The organism is Brevundimonas fontaquae (assembly GCF_017086445.1).
In the GTDB taxonomy this organism is placed as follows: Bacteria; Pseudomonadota; Alphaproteobacteria; order Caulobacterales; family Caulobacteraceae; genus Brevundimonas; species Brevundimonas fontaquae.
Genome location: NZ_CP070968.1, coordinates 1,075,584 through 1,091,476 on the forward strand (window position 1 = coordinate 1,075,584; position 15,893 = coordinate 1,091,476).

Below are 15,893 nucleotides of genomic sequence, written 5' to 3' on the forward strand. Positions count from 1 at the left end.
CCAAACCCCGTCGTTCAGTATCGCAGTTGAAGGAAAGGCGTGACGCCGAACCGGGGGAACGATGGCGGGCTCCGTACCGCGTTCATAAGGTCCCAGTGCATCCGCACCGCGATCGGGTCTGCGATCCCATCGGGTAGTTTCCACCGATAGATCGGGAAGGCGTCTTCGTAAGCCCGTTCACGTTCTGGCTGGAGGTAGCTCCAAATCTCCCACCTGATCTCGTTCAGATGCCAAGCGATCGTGGACGCGTGGTAGCGGAGGATGTCTTCGAAAAACTGCTCTTGGAAATCCGGGATGATGGCCACGGCTTCATCCTCAGTGATCGTCTCGCCGTGATCCTTCAGCAGTTTCGTAAGCTGACCGATTACGTGTTTGAGGCGTCCGACACTGTGTTTTGCAATGTCACCGGTGATCTTCAGATAGGTGATGCGTCGGATCGTCATCGGAATGTGGAGGTCGATCTCACCCAGGTGGACCTCCGGAATGTCGGCCTCGACATCGAGCCAATCGGCGAAGGCATCAACCGCACGTCTGAGATGGTGACCGTCTAGACCTAGTTGCGGATTGGCCGTCACGCGACGGAGATGAACCAGGAAGGTGAGCTCACTCTTCCTCTCGGAGTTCTGGTTAGCCTTGGGCTCGAAGAACGACCCGCCCGGTTGCGATAGGAAGTCCGCTAAAAGGATGTTGAAGAGAGCCGCCGATGGAGGGTGATTGAACTGAAGGTTCGTGTCTCGGGAGGTGATCACTTCGCCAAAGATCGACAGGTTCACCATAGCCCCAATCATGTCGAGCGCGGTTCGCAGGACCACAACCTCTTTCTCAATCGCCGCCGGCCCCGCGACCGGTTCGGTCGGCTCTACTTCGCTCATTTTTTGGGACGACCGCGCGCCTTTGCGGGAGCCGTTGCGTCGGATTTGGAATTCCGCCCCTTCGCGCCCAGACCAATCGCTTTCGCCATCTCCGAACGCGCCGCCGAATAGGCCGGAGCAACGATCGGATACGTCGAAGGGAGGCCGTAGCGATCACGGTATTCGTCCGGCGTCAGACCGTTCGTGGTCAGGTGACGCTTGAGGGTCTTGTAGGTTTTGCCGTCGATGAAGCTGACAAGACCGTCGTCAGTCATCGACTTGCGAATCTGGGCTGAGGAAGCCCGGTCATAGGTCTCGACCGGTTCCGGCTCAGGCTGGCCGACGTTGGAGAGTGCTGCGTGAGTGGCCGTGATCAGCGCGCCCACTTGATCTGGGTCCAGGCGATTATTCGAAAGGTAGTTCGCGACGATCCCAACGGTCATGTCGAGGATGTCGGCGGTTTGAGTTTCTTGAGTCATTGGAGCCCTTTCTCTGAGCCGCAACTTACACGGCCTCAGACCTCGCTCTAGGCCTCACGGATAAATATCGACGAACGCCATTCGAAGATTAAAGCGGGGGAGCTGTAATGAGCGAAGACAACGCCGATATCGTCGTCATCAAAACACTTCTGTCCGACCCGGCACCGCCGTCTTGCCCGCCTCCTGGGCGCTAAGCGCAGCCGCAAGGCCGCTGAATGTGAAAGGCCCCTCGTCGAAGCGACGCGCTCAACGAAAGTCGGCTTTCAGGCTTGGTCCGGGTGTCTGCAAATGGCGCATTTCAGACCTGTTGCTCTAGCAGCCAAGTCTGACTGAGGCCGCGTAAAAACTCGGAGCAACCAGTTTTATTGGAAATTACTTTGCTATTATTCGCGAATAAGCAATCAGTATAGAGAACTTCTGCCGAATATACTCGCCTGATTGGCGACGTTTTGCCTTCGCTTTTTGCGGAGACGATTTTTTACACAGCCTCGAATCATTGCGGCGGTTCAAAGCTCCGCTCTGGGGTACCCAGCTCCGCAACTGTCTCCTCGCCGGAGTTGATGTAGTCATCGAACGTCTTGTCGAGTTCCGGCTTCACGCCTCTTCGTCCGGAATGGGGTCGTAGGCGAACGGGTAAGCGGCCAGCACGTCGGTGGGGTTGTAGGGGTCGCCGCGCCAATTCACCCGCCCAGTCTCGGAGATGAGATGAAGGTTTTTGCGCGCCCTTGAGCAAATGACGTAGAGCAGCTTATTGGCGCTATCGACATGCGCATCGTTGGAGTTCGGCACCATGCCCTGCAGCAGGGCGAAGGAGATCACGGCGTCGAACTCCGCGCCCTTCACTTGATGGATGGTAGAGATGGTGATGCCCGACCGGCTGGCGAACACCCGGCGGAACATGGCGATGTCGGTGATGCCTTGGAGACCGCCGCGCTCAAGGCTCTCGATCCGCTTTTGCGAGTCCCCAACAAACATCTCCCGGTGCTCGGCAAGGTTGGGGTAGTCGGCCAGTTCAAGACCAAGCTGGAAGAACAGCTCATCGAAAAACAGGTCGAGGTAAGTGAGGCCATCATCCTCACCGATCTCGATGGAGTTGCAGGTGCGCAACAGGCTCTTGCGCGAGATGTTTTTCACGCTGACGCCGGCATGCTCCATCTCGGCGATCACTTCCCCTGCCCAGCGCAAACGGCGGACATACAACTGGGGGGACGGCTCAGTCAGCGCGAGACGCGCGAGCTTGTAGAAGAAGTTGTCGATATTTCGAGCGAACGGGGCGATCCCCGGCCCGTCGAAGCTGTATTCGGGCAGGGCTGCAACAAGTCGGCGGGTGACGACCGCGAGAGGTATCCACTGCGGGCCGACTATGCAGATTTCGCGGGGGGCGATCCCGGCGGTTTCTATGTTGTAGCGCAGCAGCCCAATCAGGGCGTCTTCAAGGTCACGAGCCTCGGTCACGTGATCATAGGTAATCTTGCTGGGAAACAGCCGATCCTTCCCCTCGGCGCTGATTGCAGCCGGCATCACATGGTAGTTGCTGAAATAGCCAACGATGCGCTCGGACGACCGGTAGTTTACCGACAGGCTCTTGGCTGTGAACGGCGCGCCGCAATCCGCCGCAAACTGCGCCTGGGCGATGGCGTAACCTCCAAGCGAGCCGAAAATGGCTTGGTTCGCGTCGCCGACGACGAAGGCGTTGGTCCGGCCAACCCCGGCCCTCATGATGTGGGCGACGATGTCGTACTGGATTTCTTTGGTGTCTTGGTACTCGTCGATGAGGACGAAGCGGAACATCTGGCTAAGCAGGATGGCGATCGACGGCACGGTCGAGATGAGCTCGTGCGCAAAGCGCAGGATCATCTCGAAGTCGATCTGCCGGTTCGCGTGCAGGTCCTCCCAGTACCAGCCAAGCACCTCCATGACGGCGGGCTGAAAGCCGGCATCGATGCCGCGCAGTTCGGGGCCCCGGCTCGTGTAGTTGTAGGCACAATGAAAGGGGCTGACGCGGTGTTGTGACGCTTGGCAATGCTCGGCCAGACGGCGCTCGGTCTCGTGCGCGTCAATCACTCTGAACCCATGCTGTAGAGCCGGGTGGTAGATGCCGTAAGGGCGAAGAATCCAGTCGAGACAGAAGCTGTGAATGGTCCCGATCCAAAGCTGGTCGGTATCGACACCGAGCGCCTCGATGCGGTCGTAGATCTCGTCCGCTGCGCGGTGGGTGTAGGTGATAGCGACGACGTGCTACTTGTTAGTCGTCAGGCGGGAGAGTTCGAGGGCGGCCTTGTACGTCAGAGCGCGTGTTTTCCCGCTACCGGGACAGGCTGTCAGAAAGACATTGCCCGGCGTTGTGATCGCGTCGACCTGTTCAGCGTTCAGGTCATCCTCTGGCCAGGCGAACGTCATGTGGCGTGGTTCAACACCCTGCCAATCTGATCGGCGGGGAAAGCCGCGTTCATTTCACCAAGCAGAGCGGGAAGGTCGAGCTCGCCGTCGCTGTAGCGCCCGACATGATCGCGCATGACGGCCACCGCCTGCGGGTCAACCAAGTCGGATTTCTGGAGAAGGTCGAGGCGGTAGCGCATGATGCTGGCGACGATGGCCGGCGTGGGGCGGTGCGCGGTGAACAGGGCCTCGGCGACATAGTCCGGCAGGGCCGTGTTGGCGTCGATTTTCTTGGCAACCTGAATAGCGAACCAGCCCTTGCCCGCATACTTTGCCACGGCCAGAACCCGGCGCCCGTAATGCGTGAGGTTGCCGGACTGCAAATCTTCGGTGGCAGCCGCGATGGTCCCCGGATCGCTGTAGACATCGGGCAGAGCGGCGACTACGGGCCGGTGATTGCCCGCCGCGATGAAATCGACCTCAAAGGTGTGAGGGGCGTAGTGGACAGTGACCCAAGGATTGCCGGCCGCGAAGCCGTCGAGCCTGATCTTCCTGCCTTGACCCGCTTCATGCGAGCGGCGCGCCTTGTCCTTCGCCTTCTTCGTTGGCTCGTCGTCAAGCGGGTTGGCGACCGTATCGATGAAGGCGGCGTCTAGATCGGTGATGATGGCGCAGCGCTTCTTCAGGCGCTCTTCGTGGAAGACCACCGCGACGTTCTCAAAGCCGGTGCTGCCGATGTTGATGAGGCTGATGCCCAGCTCGTCGAGGCTCACCCCCAGCACCTCCTTCACGAGAGCGGGCAGCAGTATTTCCTCGGCGTCGCCTTCGACCATCACGACGCTCTTGGCGAAGAGCAGGTTGCTGCGGACGGCATCCATATAGCGTTGCAAGCCGCGCACCTCATCCGGCGGCAAATTCGCGGCTGGCTGATAGGCCTCACAGCGGCCTTCCATGCGGCCGAGCACGTTGACGTTCTCGACGTTGCTCACTTCGGAGATATGCGAGGAGTGAGTCGAGTAAATGACCTGGGTGTCCGGATACTTCAGCCGGTCGAACAGCGTCTTCTGGATGTGGGTGTGGATATGCGCCTCCGGCTCCTCGATGACGAGGAAGTTGGCGCAGACCTGCTTCTCCTTTTGGTAGCGGAAGTGCAGGAGCTTGAGCGTCAGATAGATGAGATTGGCACCACCCAAGCTTAGCTCGTGGATCGCCCCCTCATGGCCATCGTGATTCTCCCCGACGAAAAGCCGCAGCGACTGAAACAGCTTCTCTGCGTCGTTGGGGACGCCTGAACGAACCCAGAGGTCGGCGGGGGAGTAAGTCTCCCCCGCCGCGTCCCGGATCGTCTGGCGAATATCGCCCCGGATCGTGCCCACATCATCGAGGCGTTCAATGGCCGTGTTCAGATCACCGACCATCGCCGTAATCGGCTCGAGAGCGGCCTGATCAATCTGGCCGCTCTTGCTGCGCAGAAGGGTCAGCAGCGGGTTCGTGCGGTTGTTCTGAAAATCGGTAACGACGTCCCGCAGGGCCTGTATGAAGGTGAAAGACACCTCTTTCTCAATGGAGAGGATTTTGGGTGCCCGTGCGCCGATTTCCGGCGGCTCCATCTCGGTTGGAAACCGCACCGCCTCGAAGTCGCCAACAATCGCCCGGTACTGTTCGGGATCGGTCAGATCGGCCGTGCTCTTGCCGGTGAACATCGCGTCGTAGTCGTCCAGCGTGATGGTGCGGCGGAGCTGGGCGAGGCCTTCATGGTCGCCTTCGTCGAGCTGCGACAGACGCAGCCGAATGGCCGTGTTGGGCCGGAAAATGAGGCTGTAAGTCGCACGCCCTACCTCCTCTTCCTCGACGTTGCCGGTGCCGTGCAGGAAGAGCGCCTGGACGGCCTCGTCCTGAGACACCTCCTCGAACTCCAGCCCAATGACGATCCAATGGCCGCGCCACTCTCCCAAGCCACGGTGGAAGTCGCTTTGATCGAGGCGGCGCGCCATGCGCAGCATGTCGTCGTCCAGCAGCAGCCGCATGGCGCGAAACAGGTTCGTTTTGCCCGTTCCGTTCTCTCCGATGACTGTGTTGATGCCCTTCTTGAAGTGGACGTTTGCTGCCGCGAAGTTGCGGTAGTTGACGAGCCTAAGGCTAGAAATGTGCATGCTGCCCCAACGCCCGGTCTGTCAAAGTCAACGCCAGCATAGGTCACATTTCGCTGTTGAGCAGATCAAAGTTGAGGCCAAGGCCGGCGCGGCGTGCGTGGGGCGGTCACGCTGGGGCGGCTAAGTGTTGCGCCGCGCCCGAGCATCACCAACGGGGGCGCAAGCGGGCACATGTGGTAGGACGGCCGGGGGTCACCTTCTCGGCAGCGTTCCGGCTTCCGCTACTGGCGCATCAGCGACATGACGTTTGCGGAAGCAGCGGCGACCCTCTTAGTCCAAGCGGACGTTGGAATGTGCGCCGGGCGTTGAGAACATGTGAGAGTCGCATGCGCCCGCGCCTTTAGCCGAAGCCTGGACATACGCGTGGGCCGCACCGGGCTGGCGCAGCTTAGGCGACGGACCTTTCATGGCGAACTGGAATTTGGCGCCGTCTCCTGCAGCGCGGAGCCTTTGGTGTAACTGGCCCTAAACAAAAGGCTCCGCGCGCTGGCGGACGATTTCGGAGATCCGGTCTCGGATACGATCGGCGCCGGGGGCGATCCGTTCCGGCACCGGCAGGGCTTGCAGCCCCTCCACGGTGCGCCGGGCGCAGTCGGCAGTCAGTTGCGCGGCTCGAGCGACCGGGAGGTCGATGGTGCGGGCGAGCGCCTCGAAATCGTCGGGTGTCAGCCGGTCTCGTTTGCCGTTGAGGGTCAGAGCCATCTGATCGTTGTCCAGGCCGGGGAATATCCGCGTGGTGACGGCGTCATAGACCGGGGCGAAGCGCACCTCGTCGAAGCGGTCGCTGCCGGCGTCGGCGACCTTCAGCAGGGCCAGGTTCTTCAGGTGCATGTCTCCGTCGGCAATGAGCCAGGCGAAAACCGCCCGCCGGTACAGGATCTCCAGATCCTGCGCCGGGTGTGTCGACAGGGGGCGCAGTCCACGCGCCATGCGTTCGATGGAGCCGTCGTACTTGCGCAGGGGCGGCAGTTCGAGGATCGAGCAGAAATCCTCCAGCGCGTATCGGCGTGCGTCGTTGTCGGTGCGGCGGATGTCGAAACGCTCGACGACAAGGGCCGGGCGCATGCCGTCCGGCATGGGAACAAGGGCGGCGTCGGGCGTTTCGAAACCGGCGGCGCGAGCGAGCGCCAACCCCATCCATTCGACGATCGGCAGGTCTTCGAAGCCGTTGGTGCCCGCCGGCTTCAGGATATGAGTGAAGGGCGCCCCCGTCGCCGGGATGAGCTCGCCGCCCGTCGTCAGGCACATAGGCGCCTTGATCTGGATACCGGAGAGACGCGGCGTGTCGCGGGAGGCAAACAGCTTGGCTAGATTGGCCTGGAAGCTCTCTTCGAGGGATCGACGTGTCGGACCCTCGTAACGGCCGGTGAGGACCCCGTCGTCGATATGCTGCGCCAGACGGCCCTGAAGGACGTCCGGGGTCACTTCAGCCAGCTCGGCCAGGTCGGCGACGATGGCGATGTTCGACATGTAGCGCCGGCCTGTGCGCAAGGCTTCACGCTCGTCCCGCGCGTCCAGAACCTCGGCAAGCCAACCCTCCGGCAATAGGGATTCGATGAAGGGGGGGAGGCTTCCGGGACGGGTCGGGCGCACCAGGGGGGGCTGGCCCTCGGCGGTGGCTGCCCAGCGCCACTCCACGCCGTCATGGGTCAGTTCGCCGACGGGCGCGCCATGCCAGGCGACCGTCAGACCCACCCGGGCCGCATTCGCCGGGGCCTGGGCGGGATGGGCCGCGTCGAGGAAGAGCTCGGCGGCCTCGGCCTCTCGAATCCACCGGATCAGTCGCCCGAGCACCCACACGGCGTCGGCGGCCCGGCGCGCGTCGCCGTATTCTTCTATCAGACGCTCCGCCATCCGGCGGCGCATGAGGGGGTCGATCGCGCCGGCATGCTCGCTTCGGATGCGGAAGGCCTCCAGAAAACGCTGGCGAGGCGATGACGCGGTCATATGGATTTCGCCCATCGTGTCAGCAACGATGGCGGGCACGGTGGAGGGCGCGTCCGGCCCCTGGTTCTGAATGATCTCTAGGCCCCGGATGCGGGTCCGCTGGTTGCGACGCCCGCTTAGAAATAGCCGGCCGTCCGCCGTGGGCGCCAGCAGGAGAGCCGAGGCGCCGGACAGATAGGCGCGCGGATAGAGATAGGCGGCGATCCGCACGGCGTGCGCCATGACCACGGCGTCGATGTCGTCGGCCGCGTCCACATAAACGCCGCGGACCAGGGCCACGAGATCACCTGCTTGGGCGGCCGCGTGGGCACGGGCCCGATCAATCGTCTCACCCACCAGATGTAGAGCCATAACTTTCCCGCACTTCACATACGAGAAAGTTAGGCGCTCAGGACCTAACTGTCAGCGCATAATGCAAGAGAAGGTCGATAAATGAAGGAGGTAGCGAAACGTTTCAGCTTGAACGGATAATAGTTTGCGAAATTTCGGCATCTATGGCATTGATATTCGAGAAAGGTGTGTGCGATGACCTATCCTGTATCCGGTGAAGCCCTCCGCTATGTCCGCGATCAAGCGCGCATGAGTCAAACCCAGCTGGCCAAGGCGATGGGCACGGTCGCCAGCGTCCTGTCCAAGCTGGAAAAGCTCGACGAGGTCGAAGCCGAACTCGCGCAACGCTATTTGAACGCAGTCGACACGCACCTCGCCCGGGAAGCCCTGGATCACTACGGTCGAAACTGGCGTCGCAGCACGCCGCCGTCCTTCCTTCATCCCGACCGCGAGGCGCTCTGGCTCTTCGACATCGCGGCCCGGGACCTGGACGTCTTCGAGGCCGAACGGAAGGATCCCATCCTGCGCGGCCACATCGACCTGCTCCGCGAAGACCTCCGCGCTGCGGAAACCTACCTGGATCGGCGCGACCACACGGTCGCATGGATCGGCGACATCGGCGTCGGCAAGACCACCGCCCTGTCGCACGCCGTGGGCCTGCTGGTCGGAGACGGTCGGAGCGGGCGTCGCCCGGCCTTCCCGGTCGGGCCAGGCCGCACCACCGTCTGTGAGACGGCCATCCGCGTCGGCCCCTATGGCGTCCTCGTCGATCCCATGGAGGAGGAGCAGGTGGTTCGTCTCGCGCGCGATCTGGTGGCCAGCCTCGCGCCGGATGCTTCAGGGATCGCCGTACCCGCGGAATTGGCGCGGTTGATCCGCGCCATGGCCGACATGAAGGTCACGAGCCGTGTGGACGGGGACGAGGTCGTCACCATCGATCCGATCGCCGATCTGCTTGCTTCGGGGGTAGGCATCGCCGAGGTCGCGGATCGCGTCGTGGCAGGAATGAACCTGTCCGACCGGACGGAGCGTCAACTCATCCAGGCGGAGGGCAGCGAAGACGGCCTCACATGGATTTCCCGCTTGGTCTCGGCGATCAATAGCGGGACCGATCCTCGCTTCAGTGTTCCGACCCGCATCACCGTTCTCATGCCCTCGGACCGCCTCAAGGCCGACGGACAGATCCTCTCCGTCATCGACACGCGCGGCGTCGAGGGCGTCACCCAACGCAAGGACATCAGCCAGCACGCCGAGGAGATCCGGACGCTGATGGTTCTGTGCACCAAGTTCGCCGATGCGCCCAACGCCACGGTGCAACGACATCTTCAGGATTCCTACGACGCCGGAACGGGGGCTGCGGATCGCCACCGGCAGTGCATTCTGGTTCTGCCGCGTGGCGATGAGGCACTCGAGACCCCCGGCCCGGACGGGCCGGTCTCCAGCCGACTACAGGGCTATGCCGTCCGACGCGCGGAGGTGAGGCAGGCGCTTGTCGGCGCCGGACTGCCGCCGACGCCCACCTATTTCTTCGACGCCCGCAATGACGATCCCGATCAGATCTGGTCGGACCTGCGCGCCCAGATCCAGCGCATGCGGAATGACTATGCCGCTCGGGGGCGGGCCGCCGCTGCGGGCGTCCGCAATCTGATCGAAAACGTGGATGACGTCCGCGCTTCCGAAGCCCGTCTGGACATAGAGGTCGAGCTGGCCCGCCTGCTCGGCGAGGTCGGACCGCTTATGCAGTCGGTGCGCCCGCCGCACCAGAACCTCATCGAGCAACTGGCGGTGGGCCACCACAGCTCGATCGCCGCCTCGATCTACCGCCGGGGCGACTGGGAGAATTTCGCATTCGACCACATTCTCGGCATGGGGGTCCGGATCGACGCCAACCTGCGCACCCAGCGCGATACCCACAGGCTCGAGTTCCGGTTCAAGGATCTCGAAACCAAATATCACGACCTCGAAAGCGTGTTGGTGACGATCCAGTCACTGAGGATCCGTCTGTCCGAAGGGCGTCAGGAGTTTCTCTCAGCCGCCCGGCTGATCGGCGCGGACGCCTATGGGCGTCTGCTGGCCGGCGCCGATCTCTGGCCGGAAGCCGCCAAGCGCTACGGAATGGGATCTGGATACAAGCGCGATGTGGCTGAGCTCTGGCGTGCGTGGTTCGAAACCACGCCGGAAGCCCAGGACGTTCGAGTCGCCGTGGACGCCCGCCTGCAGGATGCGTGGTCGACCTGGGTGATCGAGCCCCTGCGGCAGGCCGTGAGGGCGGCGCCGACCCCGTAGAAAGACACGATATAGGGGCAGCTCAGGGAGCCATGGGACGCTGGCCCTTGTGCGGACGCGACGCCGCTGGAAGCGGCCTGATCTCGAAGTCGAAATCGACTGCCGGTCCGCATCGATCTCAAAAATCGAAGCCGAGCTGACCCTCGGCGAGGGTTGATCGCGGTCGCCGCGCAGGTCGGTGTTGGTGGTGGGGCGACGGCATCGCCGCAGAGGGCGCCGATTCAGGGGCCGCCGTCTCAATAACGCGGACTTCCGAAAGACGCGGCTTGGCCGCAGCCCGCCGGGTCGGGATCGGGGCGCCCCGGCTCTCGTTCCAGGCGGCGATGTCCCGTTCTCGCCAGGCCACCCGGCCGGGTGAAATCGGCACCGGGTCGGGGAAATCCCCGGCCTGACGCATGCGCCACGCCGTCGTGCGGCCGAGACCCGTGAGGTTGCGCACCTGACGCCAGCTGAGAAACCGGTCCAGCCCTCGCTCATGGGCCATGACGCTGCTCCAGAAGCGAGACCGCACGATCGCCCATGACCGTAGCGAGGGCCGCCGCGTCGTTCGCCGCATCGAGCGGGTCGCGACTCCACCAGACCAGAAGGACGGCCTTGAGCGGGTAACTGACTGAGGGATCATTCAGCAGGGTCTCCAGGCTGGGGCGTTCGGAGATCATGATGCGGCCTCGCGGCGGGCCTCGCGCCGTAGGCGCTGGCGCTCACTGGAAGAGGCGACCGGCGTGGTGATCTGGGACTGAGCCCAGAGATCGAGCAGGTCGAGAGGGTAGAAAGGCTTGTTCCGGATGTGCCGGCAAGGCGGCCCGCCCGAGCCGGTGGAATAGGCCCGGGCCAGGGTCGTGGGCTTCATACGGATGCCTTTGCCCTTGAGAAAGGCCGAGGCCTCCGCTCGGGTCAGCAGGGTCTCCGCTGTCGCGGGCGCTTGATCGTCGCCATGGCGGGGTTCTGTCACGAGTGTCATAGCGCGGCCTCCGCCGGACTGCATTCCCGCGACGACCGGACCCCGCGACCGGCCGTCAGCGCCAGGTAGCAGTTGATCACGGTCACGACGTAGTTCTGGGTCTCGGTGATGTTCGGAATCCGGCCCAGCCGGGCGACCCGATCGGGACCGGAATTATAGGCCGCGAGGGCCAGGCGCAGATCGCCGAAGCGGAGGATCTGGCGGGCGAGGTAGTCGGCGCCGCCCCGCAGGTTCTCGTAGGGGTCGAACCGGTTCCGAACGCCAAGGTCGGCGGCGGTGCCCGGCATCAGCTGGGTCAGGCCGCAGGCGCCCGCGTGGGAGCAGGCCTGGGGCCGATAGGCGCTTTCAACCACGACCAGGGCGTGGAGCAGCTTGCGGTCCAGGCCATGTCGGTCAGCCGCTTCAGCGATGGCCTCGGCGAAGGGTTGGTCCAGATCCGCGAGACGGACGGCTTCCACACCGGCGACGTGGGACGTCGTGGCGTCCACGGCGGCGCCGACGAACAGGTCCCCGCCGGCGAGGCGCCAGTCGATGCGTGTCTGGGCGGCGGCCGGCGACGTCGCCGCGAGCACGACGAGGGCGGCGATGGGAAGGCTGTATCTCACCATGTCAGGGTCTCCCGGTAGACGCCCTCGATCTGGGCGGTCGTGACCGGCCCGAAGTACCGGCTGTCCAGGCTGGACGGCGTGTCGCCGAGCAGCAGGCGTTCGTTCGCGGCGAGCCTGCGGCAGCCCCGCCAGGCCGGGAGAGGCGCGCCGTTGCGGTCCCTGTCGTGGATCCGGACGGTGCGCATCGGGGCGATCATCCAACGGCCGTCCGAGCAGACGGAATCGCCCCCCGTCGCCGCCACCCGTTTGATCAGGCGCACCTCGGGCGGCATGCCCTGACGCGCCAGATAGGGACGCACGACGGCTGGCTGGCGAATGGCGACGACCGCGCCCCGCGAGATTTCGGCGGCTGCCGTGCGGACATAGACGCCCTTAGGCAGGCTCGGGCTTTCATTGATGAGCGCGAGGGCGGGCCGTTGTCCCGCGATCGCGCCGAACGCCAGGAGGCCGACGGCGGGCGCCACGGCGGCCGTGAGAAGACGACGGAAACGGGTCATCGGCGATAGGGCTCCAGAATGAGATCACGGGTGATCATCACCCGGACCGGTGCGCCTGCCCGGACGCGGATGGACGGCTGGACCCCGAGCTCGCGGTCGATGAGCCGTCCCCCGACCTGGGAGGCCTCAATGGACGCGGCGCTCCCCGCACTGGCGGCGAACGACCGATCGTCTGATCCGCCCCGCGCCAGCTCGCCGAGGGTGGTGACGGCGCCGGCGAAGAGGGTCGCGACGCCGAGCGGCCAGAGACGCCGGTCCACCTCGCCGCGGACCCCGACGGCCCCTTGCGCATCGACGCCGGGCTCCTCCGAGAGGATCAGGCTCTTGCCGTTGGGAAGGATCAGCCGGTCCCAGACCAGAAAGGCCCGACGATCGCCATGGGCGCTCTCGCCTTCGTGGCGTCCGATCAGCCGCGTCCCCTGCGGGACGACGAGATGACGTCCGGTGATGGAATCGAACACATTCTGGCTGACCGTGGCCACGACGGGACCGGGACGGGACGTGTCGACCGCCGTGAGCAGAACGCCCGGGATGACGGCTCCGGCCTTCAGCTCGTAGGGGGATACGGGCGCCAGCAGGCCGTGTGGACTGTAGATCGCCCCATAGTCCCGCATCGCGGGCGAGGGACTCGGGTCTGATCGGCCGGCGGTCTGGACGGTTCCGCTTCCCGGGGCGCCGTCGAAGAAAAGCCCCGAGGCGGCTGCCTGGTCCGCCGGTCGCGGCGCGCGGGGAGCCGTGCTGTAGTGGGGCGCAGGCACGCGCGCGGGCTGTGGGGATGCGACGGTCTCTCTCGCCTCGGGCACCGCGCCCCGGCGCTCCGGCAGGGTGTCAGCCTGGGCGAGGCGATCATAGCTCGCCGGCTGGTCGGTCACGCGATCCGAAGGCCGGACGCTGCCTCGCGCCTCGCCTGCGCCGTCGGCGTCCGCCGCGTCACGAGCCTGGCGCGTCATCTGCGGCTGGACCACGAAGGCCCAGGCCAGAGATCCGGACACGAGCAGGGCCGCAACCAACACCGCCCCCTGGACGACAGGCTTGCGGATGCGAACGGCCCCGGGACGCGGCGCCCGTCCCATCAAGGGCGGCGGCGGGGCCTTGGGAGCCGTGACGGGCGGCGGGGTCGCCGGTGTGTGCGTGTCGTGTTGAGTTCCAGCGGTTTCAGCGCTGTGAGGATCGGTCATCGGACGGCTCCCGTTAGGCGGCGGATATGGACGATCTGCGGTCGACGATCCGCGAGACCGATCTGCGTGGGGAGCGCGGTCGGTTCCACGCCGCCGTCGGCCCCACGAAATATCGCGCAGCCGGAAAGCGCAAAGGCGAATGTGACCGTGACAACGGTCCCGATCAGGAAGCGTCGGGGGTCCATGAGACATCCTCGATCTTGAGGCCAAGGGGATTGCGCATCAGTTCCGCCTCGTTGCGCGGCGGCTGATGGGCGACGGTGATGAGGGCGCGCCAACGCTCGGCCCCGGCTTGCTGACCGTTGACGAAGCGGGTCTCTCGCCACTGCAGATCGAAGGTTCGCTCGCTGCGGCGGACCACATTGAGCACCTCGACATTGACCGCTTCCCGGCCGGCGTCGGCGAACGGGTCGTTGGCCTGGGCCCAGTCGTTCAGGAAGGCGGAGGCCTTGGGGGTCAGGAGGTCGTAGGCCCCCAGCCAGTTCTGACGGATCACGATCGGATCGATCGACTTGGACCGCACGTCCCGGATCCACTGAGCGAGCGCATAGCCGGTCTGGGCCTCGGTCGGCTCATAGCGGCCGTCCAGGGCGGTGATCTTCTGGGTCTGTCCCCAGTCGGACACCTCGACGACGAAAGGCCGGACCACGGCGCGATCGGCCTGGGCCCACCAGCCCGCGCCGAGGAAGGCCGCCAGGGCGAGATTGGCCAGGGCGATGCGGCGCCAGTTGCGCGCGTGGGCGATGGAAAGACCCATCCGGTCGTCCCAGACCTGACCAGCCCGCTGGTAGGGCGTGGCCTCGGGGGACGCGGTCAGGGCGCGTTTGGGTTTGAAAAAGGGATGCATGCTCAATCCTCGGGTCTGACGGTGGGTTTGAGGGCGCCGCTGTTCTCTCCGGCCGGCATCAGGGCGCGGGCTGAGTTGGCGATAAAGAAGGCCTGGAGAGCAGCGGATCGGCCGGCGGCGCGACCGCTGCCTGCACCCAGCGTTCTCTCCTCCGACAGGGAAGGCCGGGCGCGGCTCTCGGCGTCAGGCGCCGACTTGCCGAGGGACGGCGCCGCGGCCGACCGACCGGGCGACTCATCAGCGGACGACGTTGACGTTGACCGCGATGGCCCCGAGCCTGCTGGCGAAGAGCCGGACGCGCGGGAGAGGGGTGGAGGCGCCGCACCACCGCTGGAGCCCGGCGCGGGGCCTGGTGAAGGTCTCGGTCCGCCGCCCGGCGGAAAGCTCCCGGACGAGGGTCCGCTTCCTGATGAGCGCGCTGCGGAGGCCGCGCCTGCGGCGGCTCTGGACGACCCGCTGACGGCGGCGGCTCGCCCGGCCATGGCTCCGGCCCCCGCCACGCCGCCCGCCACGAGGGCGCCGGCGCCGGCAACAGCCAATCCGCTCGTCAGAGCTGCGCCCGCTCCCAAGGCCGGCCCGCCGGTCACAAGGGCCGAGGCGAGGTTCGGGATGAAGATGGCCAGCATGGCCAGCAGCAGGGCGGCGACCAGAATGGTCAGGGCCTCGTAGATGTCAGGATTGGCGGAGGGCTGGAGCTGGTCGAAAATCGTCCGTGCGCCCGAAACGACGATGGCCAGCGCCAACACCTTGAGCCCGGAGGAGACGACGTAGCCGAGCGGCCTCTCAGCCAGAAAGGCGGTCTTGTTCCAGATGCCGAACGGCAGGAGCACGAAGCCGCCCAGGGTGACGATCTTGAACTCCAGCAGAGAGACGATGATCTGCAGGGCGAGTATGGCGAAGGCCAGCATGATGCCGATCATCGCCAGGCCGAGGATGAGGGCGTCGGCCATATTCCCCATGACGTCGAGCGGGTTCTCGACCGGCGCGGGTGTCTCGCCCAGCGCCTTCACGATCTCCCAGCCCTGCTGGAGGATGGCCCCCGGATTGAGAAACTCCGCGCGCGACAGGGAGCCTCCGCCGGCGGTGAGGCCGAGCTCGAGGAAGCCGGCGTAGATCGTCTCCGACAGGGCCTGCCAATCATTGATGAGCCAGGCGAAGGCGCCGATCAGCAGCACCTTGCCGAAACCGGCGGCGAGGATTTCCCGGTTGGGGGAGAGCGCCCACTGGATGCCCGTCAGCGCCACCACGAGCGCGATCAGCAGTCCGAAGACGCCGTTGACCGAGCTGGACAGGGCGTCAAAGCCGGCGGTGACGGTGTTGGAAAACACCACCATCAGCTCGTTCGGGGTCTCCATTCCGGGGCCGGCCATGACCGCT

The 15,893-nt window shown here is 65.0% G+C and carries 14 protein-coding genes; 1 reads left to right on the forward strand and 13 read right to left on the reverse strand.

Annotation, left to right across the window (positions count from 1 at the left end; translation table 11 throughout):
* Nucleotides 1–14: 14 nt before the first annotated feature.
* From JX001_RS05195 to JX001_RS05215, 5 genes are all read right to left on the reverse strand, one after another.
* A complete protein-coding gene (locus tag JX001_RS05195) occupies nt 15–872 on the reverse strand; it encodes a hypothetical protein (protein WP_205682579.1) in 858 nt (285 codons plus the stop codon).
* Nucleotides 869–1,330 (reverse strand): Ros/MucR family transcriptional regulator, encoded by a 462-nt coding sequence (locus JX001_RS05200; RefSeq protein ID WP_205682580.1) that lies wholly within the window; start codon nt 1,328–1,330, stop codon nt 869–871. Before JX001_RS05200 ends, JX001_RS05195 begins: the two co-directional genes overlap by 4 nt.
* A 594-nt stretch (nt 1,331–1,924) precedes the next feature.
* Nucleotides 1,925–3,556, reverse strand: coding sequence for a UvrD-helicase domain-containing protein (locus tag JX001_RS05205; RefSeq protein ID WP_350354492.1), 1,632 nt, complete (start codon nt 3,554–3,556; stop codon nt 1,925–1,927).
* 170 nt (nt 3,557–3,726) lie between these two features.
* Nucleotides 3,727–5,862, reverse strand: a complete 2,136-nt coding sequence (locus JX001_RS05210; protein ID WP_205682582.1) for an ATP-dependent nuclease — start codon at nt 5,860–5,862, stop codon at nt 3,727–3,729.
* A 465-nt stretch (nt 5,863–6,327) separates the two neighbouring features.
* A complete protein-coding gene (locus JX001_RS05215) occupies nt 6,328–8,088 on the reverse strand; it encodes a type II toxin-antitoxin system HipA family toxin (protein ID WP_205682583.1) in 1,761 nt (586 codons plus the stop codon).
* A 300-nt stretch (nt 8,089–8,388) separates the two neighbouring features.
* Here JX001_RS05215 and JX001_RS05220 point away from each other — a divergent pair, with 300 nt between their 5' ends.
* Nucleotides 8,389–10,425, forward strand: a complete 2,037-nt coding sequence (locus JX001_RS05220) for a hypothetical protein (protein ID WP_205682584.1) — start codon at nt 8,389–8,391, stop codon at nt 10,423–10,425.
* 118 nt (nt 10,426–10,543) lie between these two features.
* Here JX001_RS05220 and JX001_RS05225 read toward each other — a convergent pair whose 3' ends face one another.
* The 8 genes from JX001_RS05225 to trbL all read right to left on the reverse strand — a co-directional run bounded on the left by JX001_RS05225 (nt 10,544) and on the right by trbL (nt 15,886).
* Nucleotides 10,544–10,909: a helix-turn-helix transcriptional regulator gene (locus JX001_RS05225; protein WP_205682585.1), complete on the reverse strand. Its 366-nt coding sequence runs from the start codon at nt 10,907–10,909 to the stop codon at nt 10,544–10,546.
* The gene (locus tag JX001_RS05230) at nt 10,899–11,084 is read right to left on the reverse strand and encodes a hypothetical protein (RefSeq protein WP_205682586.1); all 186 of its coding nucleotides are present in this window, start codon (nt 11,082–11,084) and stop codon (nt 10,899–10,901) included. Before JX001_RS05230 ends, JX001_RS05225 begins: the two co-directional genes overlap by 11 nt.
* The gene (locus tag JX001_RS05235) at nt 11,081–11,386 is read right to left on the reverse strand and encodes a hypothetical protein (RefSeq protein ID WP_241004769.1); all 306 of its coding nucleotides are present in this window, start codon (nt 11,384–11,386) and stop codon (nt 11,081–11,083) included. Before JX001_RS05235 ends, JX001_RS05230 begins: the two co-directional genes overlap by 4 nt.
* Complete coding sequence (locus tag JX001_RS05240) at nt 11,383–11,994, reverse strand: lytic transglycosylase domain-containing protein (protein ID WP_205682587.1); 612 nt, start codon at nt 11,992–11,994, stop codon at nt 11,383–11,385. The genes JX001_RS05235 and JX001_RS05240 overlap by 4 nt, the downstream gene beginning before the upstream one ends.
* Nucleotides 11,988–12,491 (reverse strand): S26 family signal peptidase, encoded by a 504-nt coding sequence (locus JX001_RS05245; RefSeq protein ID WP_205682588.1) that lies wholly within the window; start codon nt 12,489–12,491, stop codon nt 11,988–11,990. The genes JX001_RS05240 and JX001_RS05245 overlap by 7 nt, the downstream gene beginning before the upstream one ends.
* Nucleotides 12,488–13,669, reverse strand: coding sequence for a TraB/TrbI/VirB10 family type IV secretion system protein (locus JX001_RS05250; RefSeq protein ID WP_205682589.1), 1,182 nt, complete (start codon nt 13,667–13,669; stop codon nt 12,488–12,490). Before JX001_RS05250 ends, JX001_RS05245 begins: the two co-directional genes overlap by 4 nt.
* A gap of 163 nt (nt 13,670–13,832) precedes the next feature.
* Complete coding sequence (gene trbF, locus JX001_RS05255) at nt 13,833–14,516, reverse strand: conjugal transfer protein TrbF (protein ID WP_205682590.1); 684 nt, start codon at nt 14,514–14,516, stop codon at nt 13,833–13,835.
* 2 nt (nt 14,517–14,518) lie between these two features.
* Complete coding sequence (trbL, locus tag JX001_RS05260) at nt 14,519–15,886, reverse strand: P-type conjugative transfer protein TrbL (RefSeq protein ID WP_241004770.1); 1,368 nt, start codon at nt 15,884–15,886, stop codon at nt 14,519–14,521.
* Nucleotides 15,887–15,893: the final 7 nt, after the last annotated feature.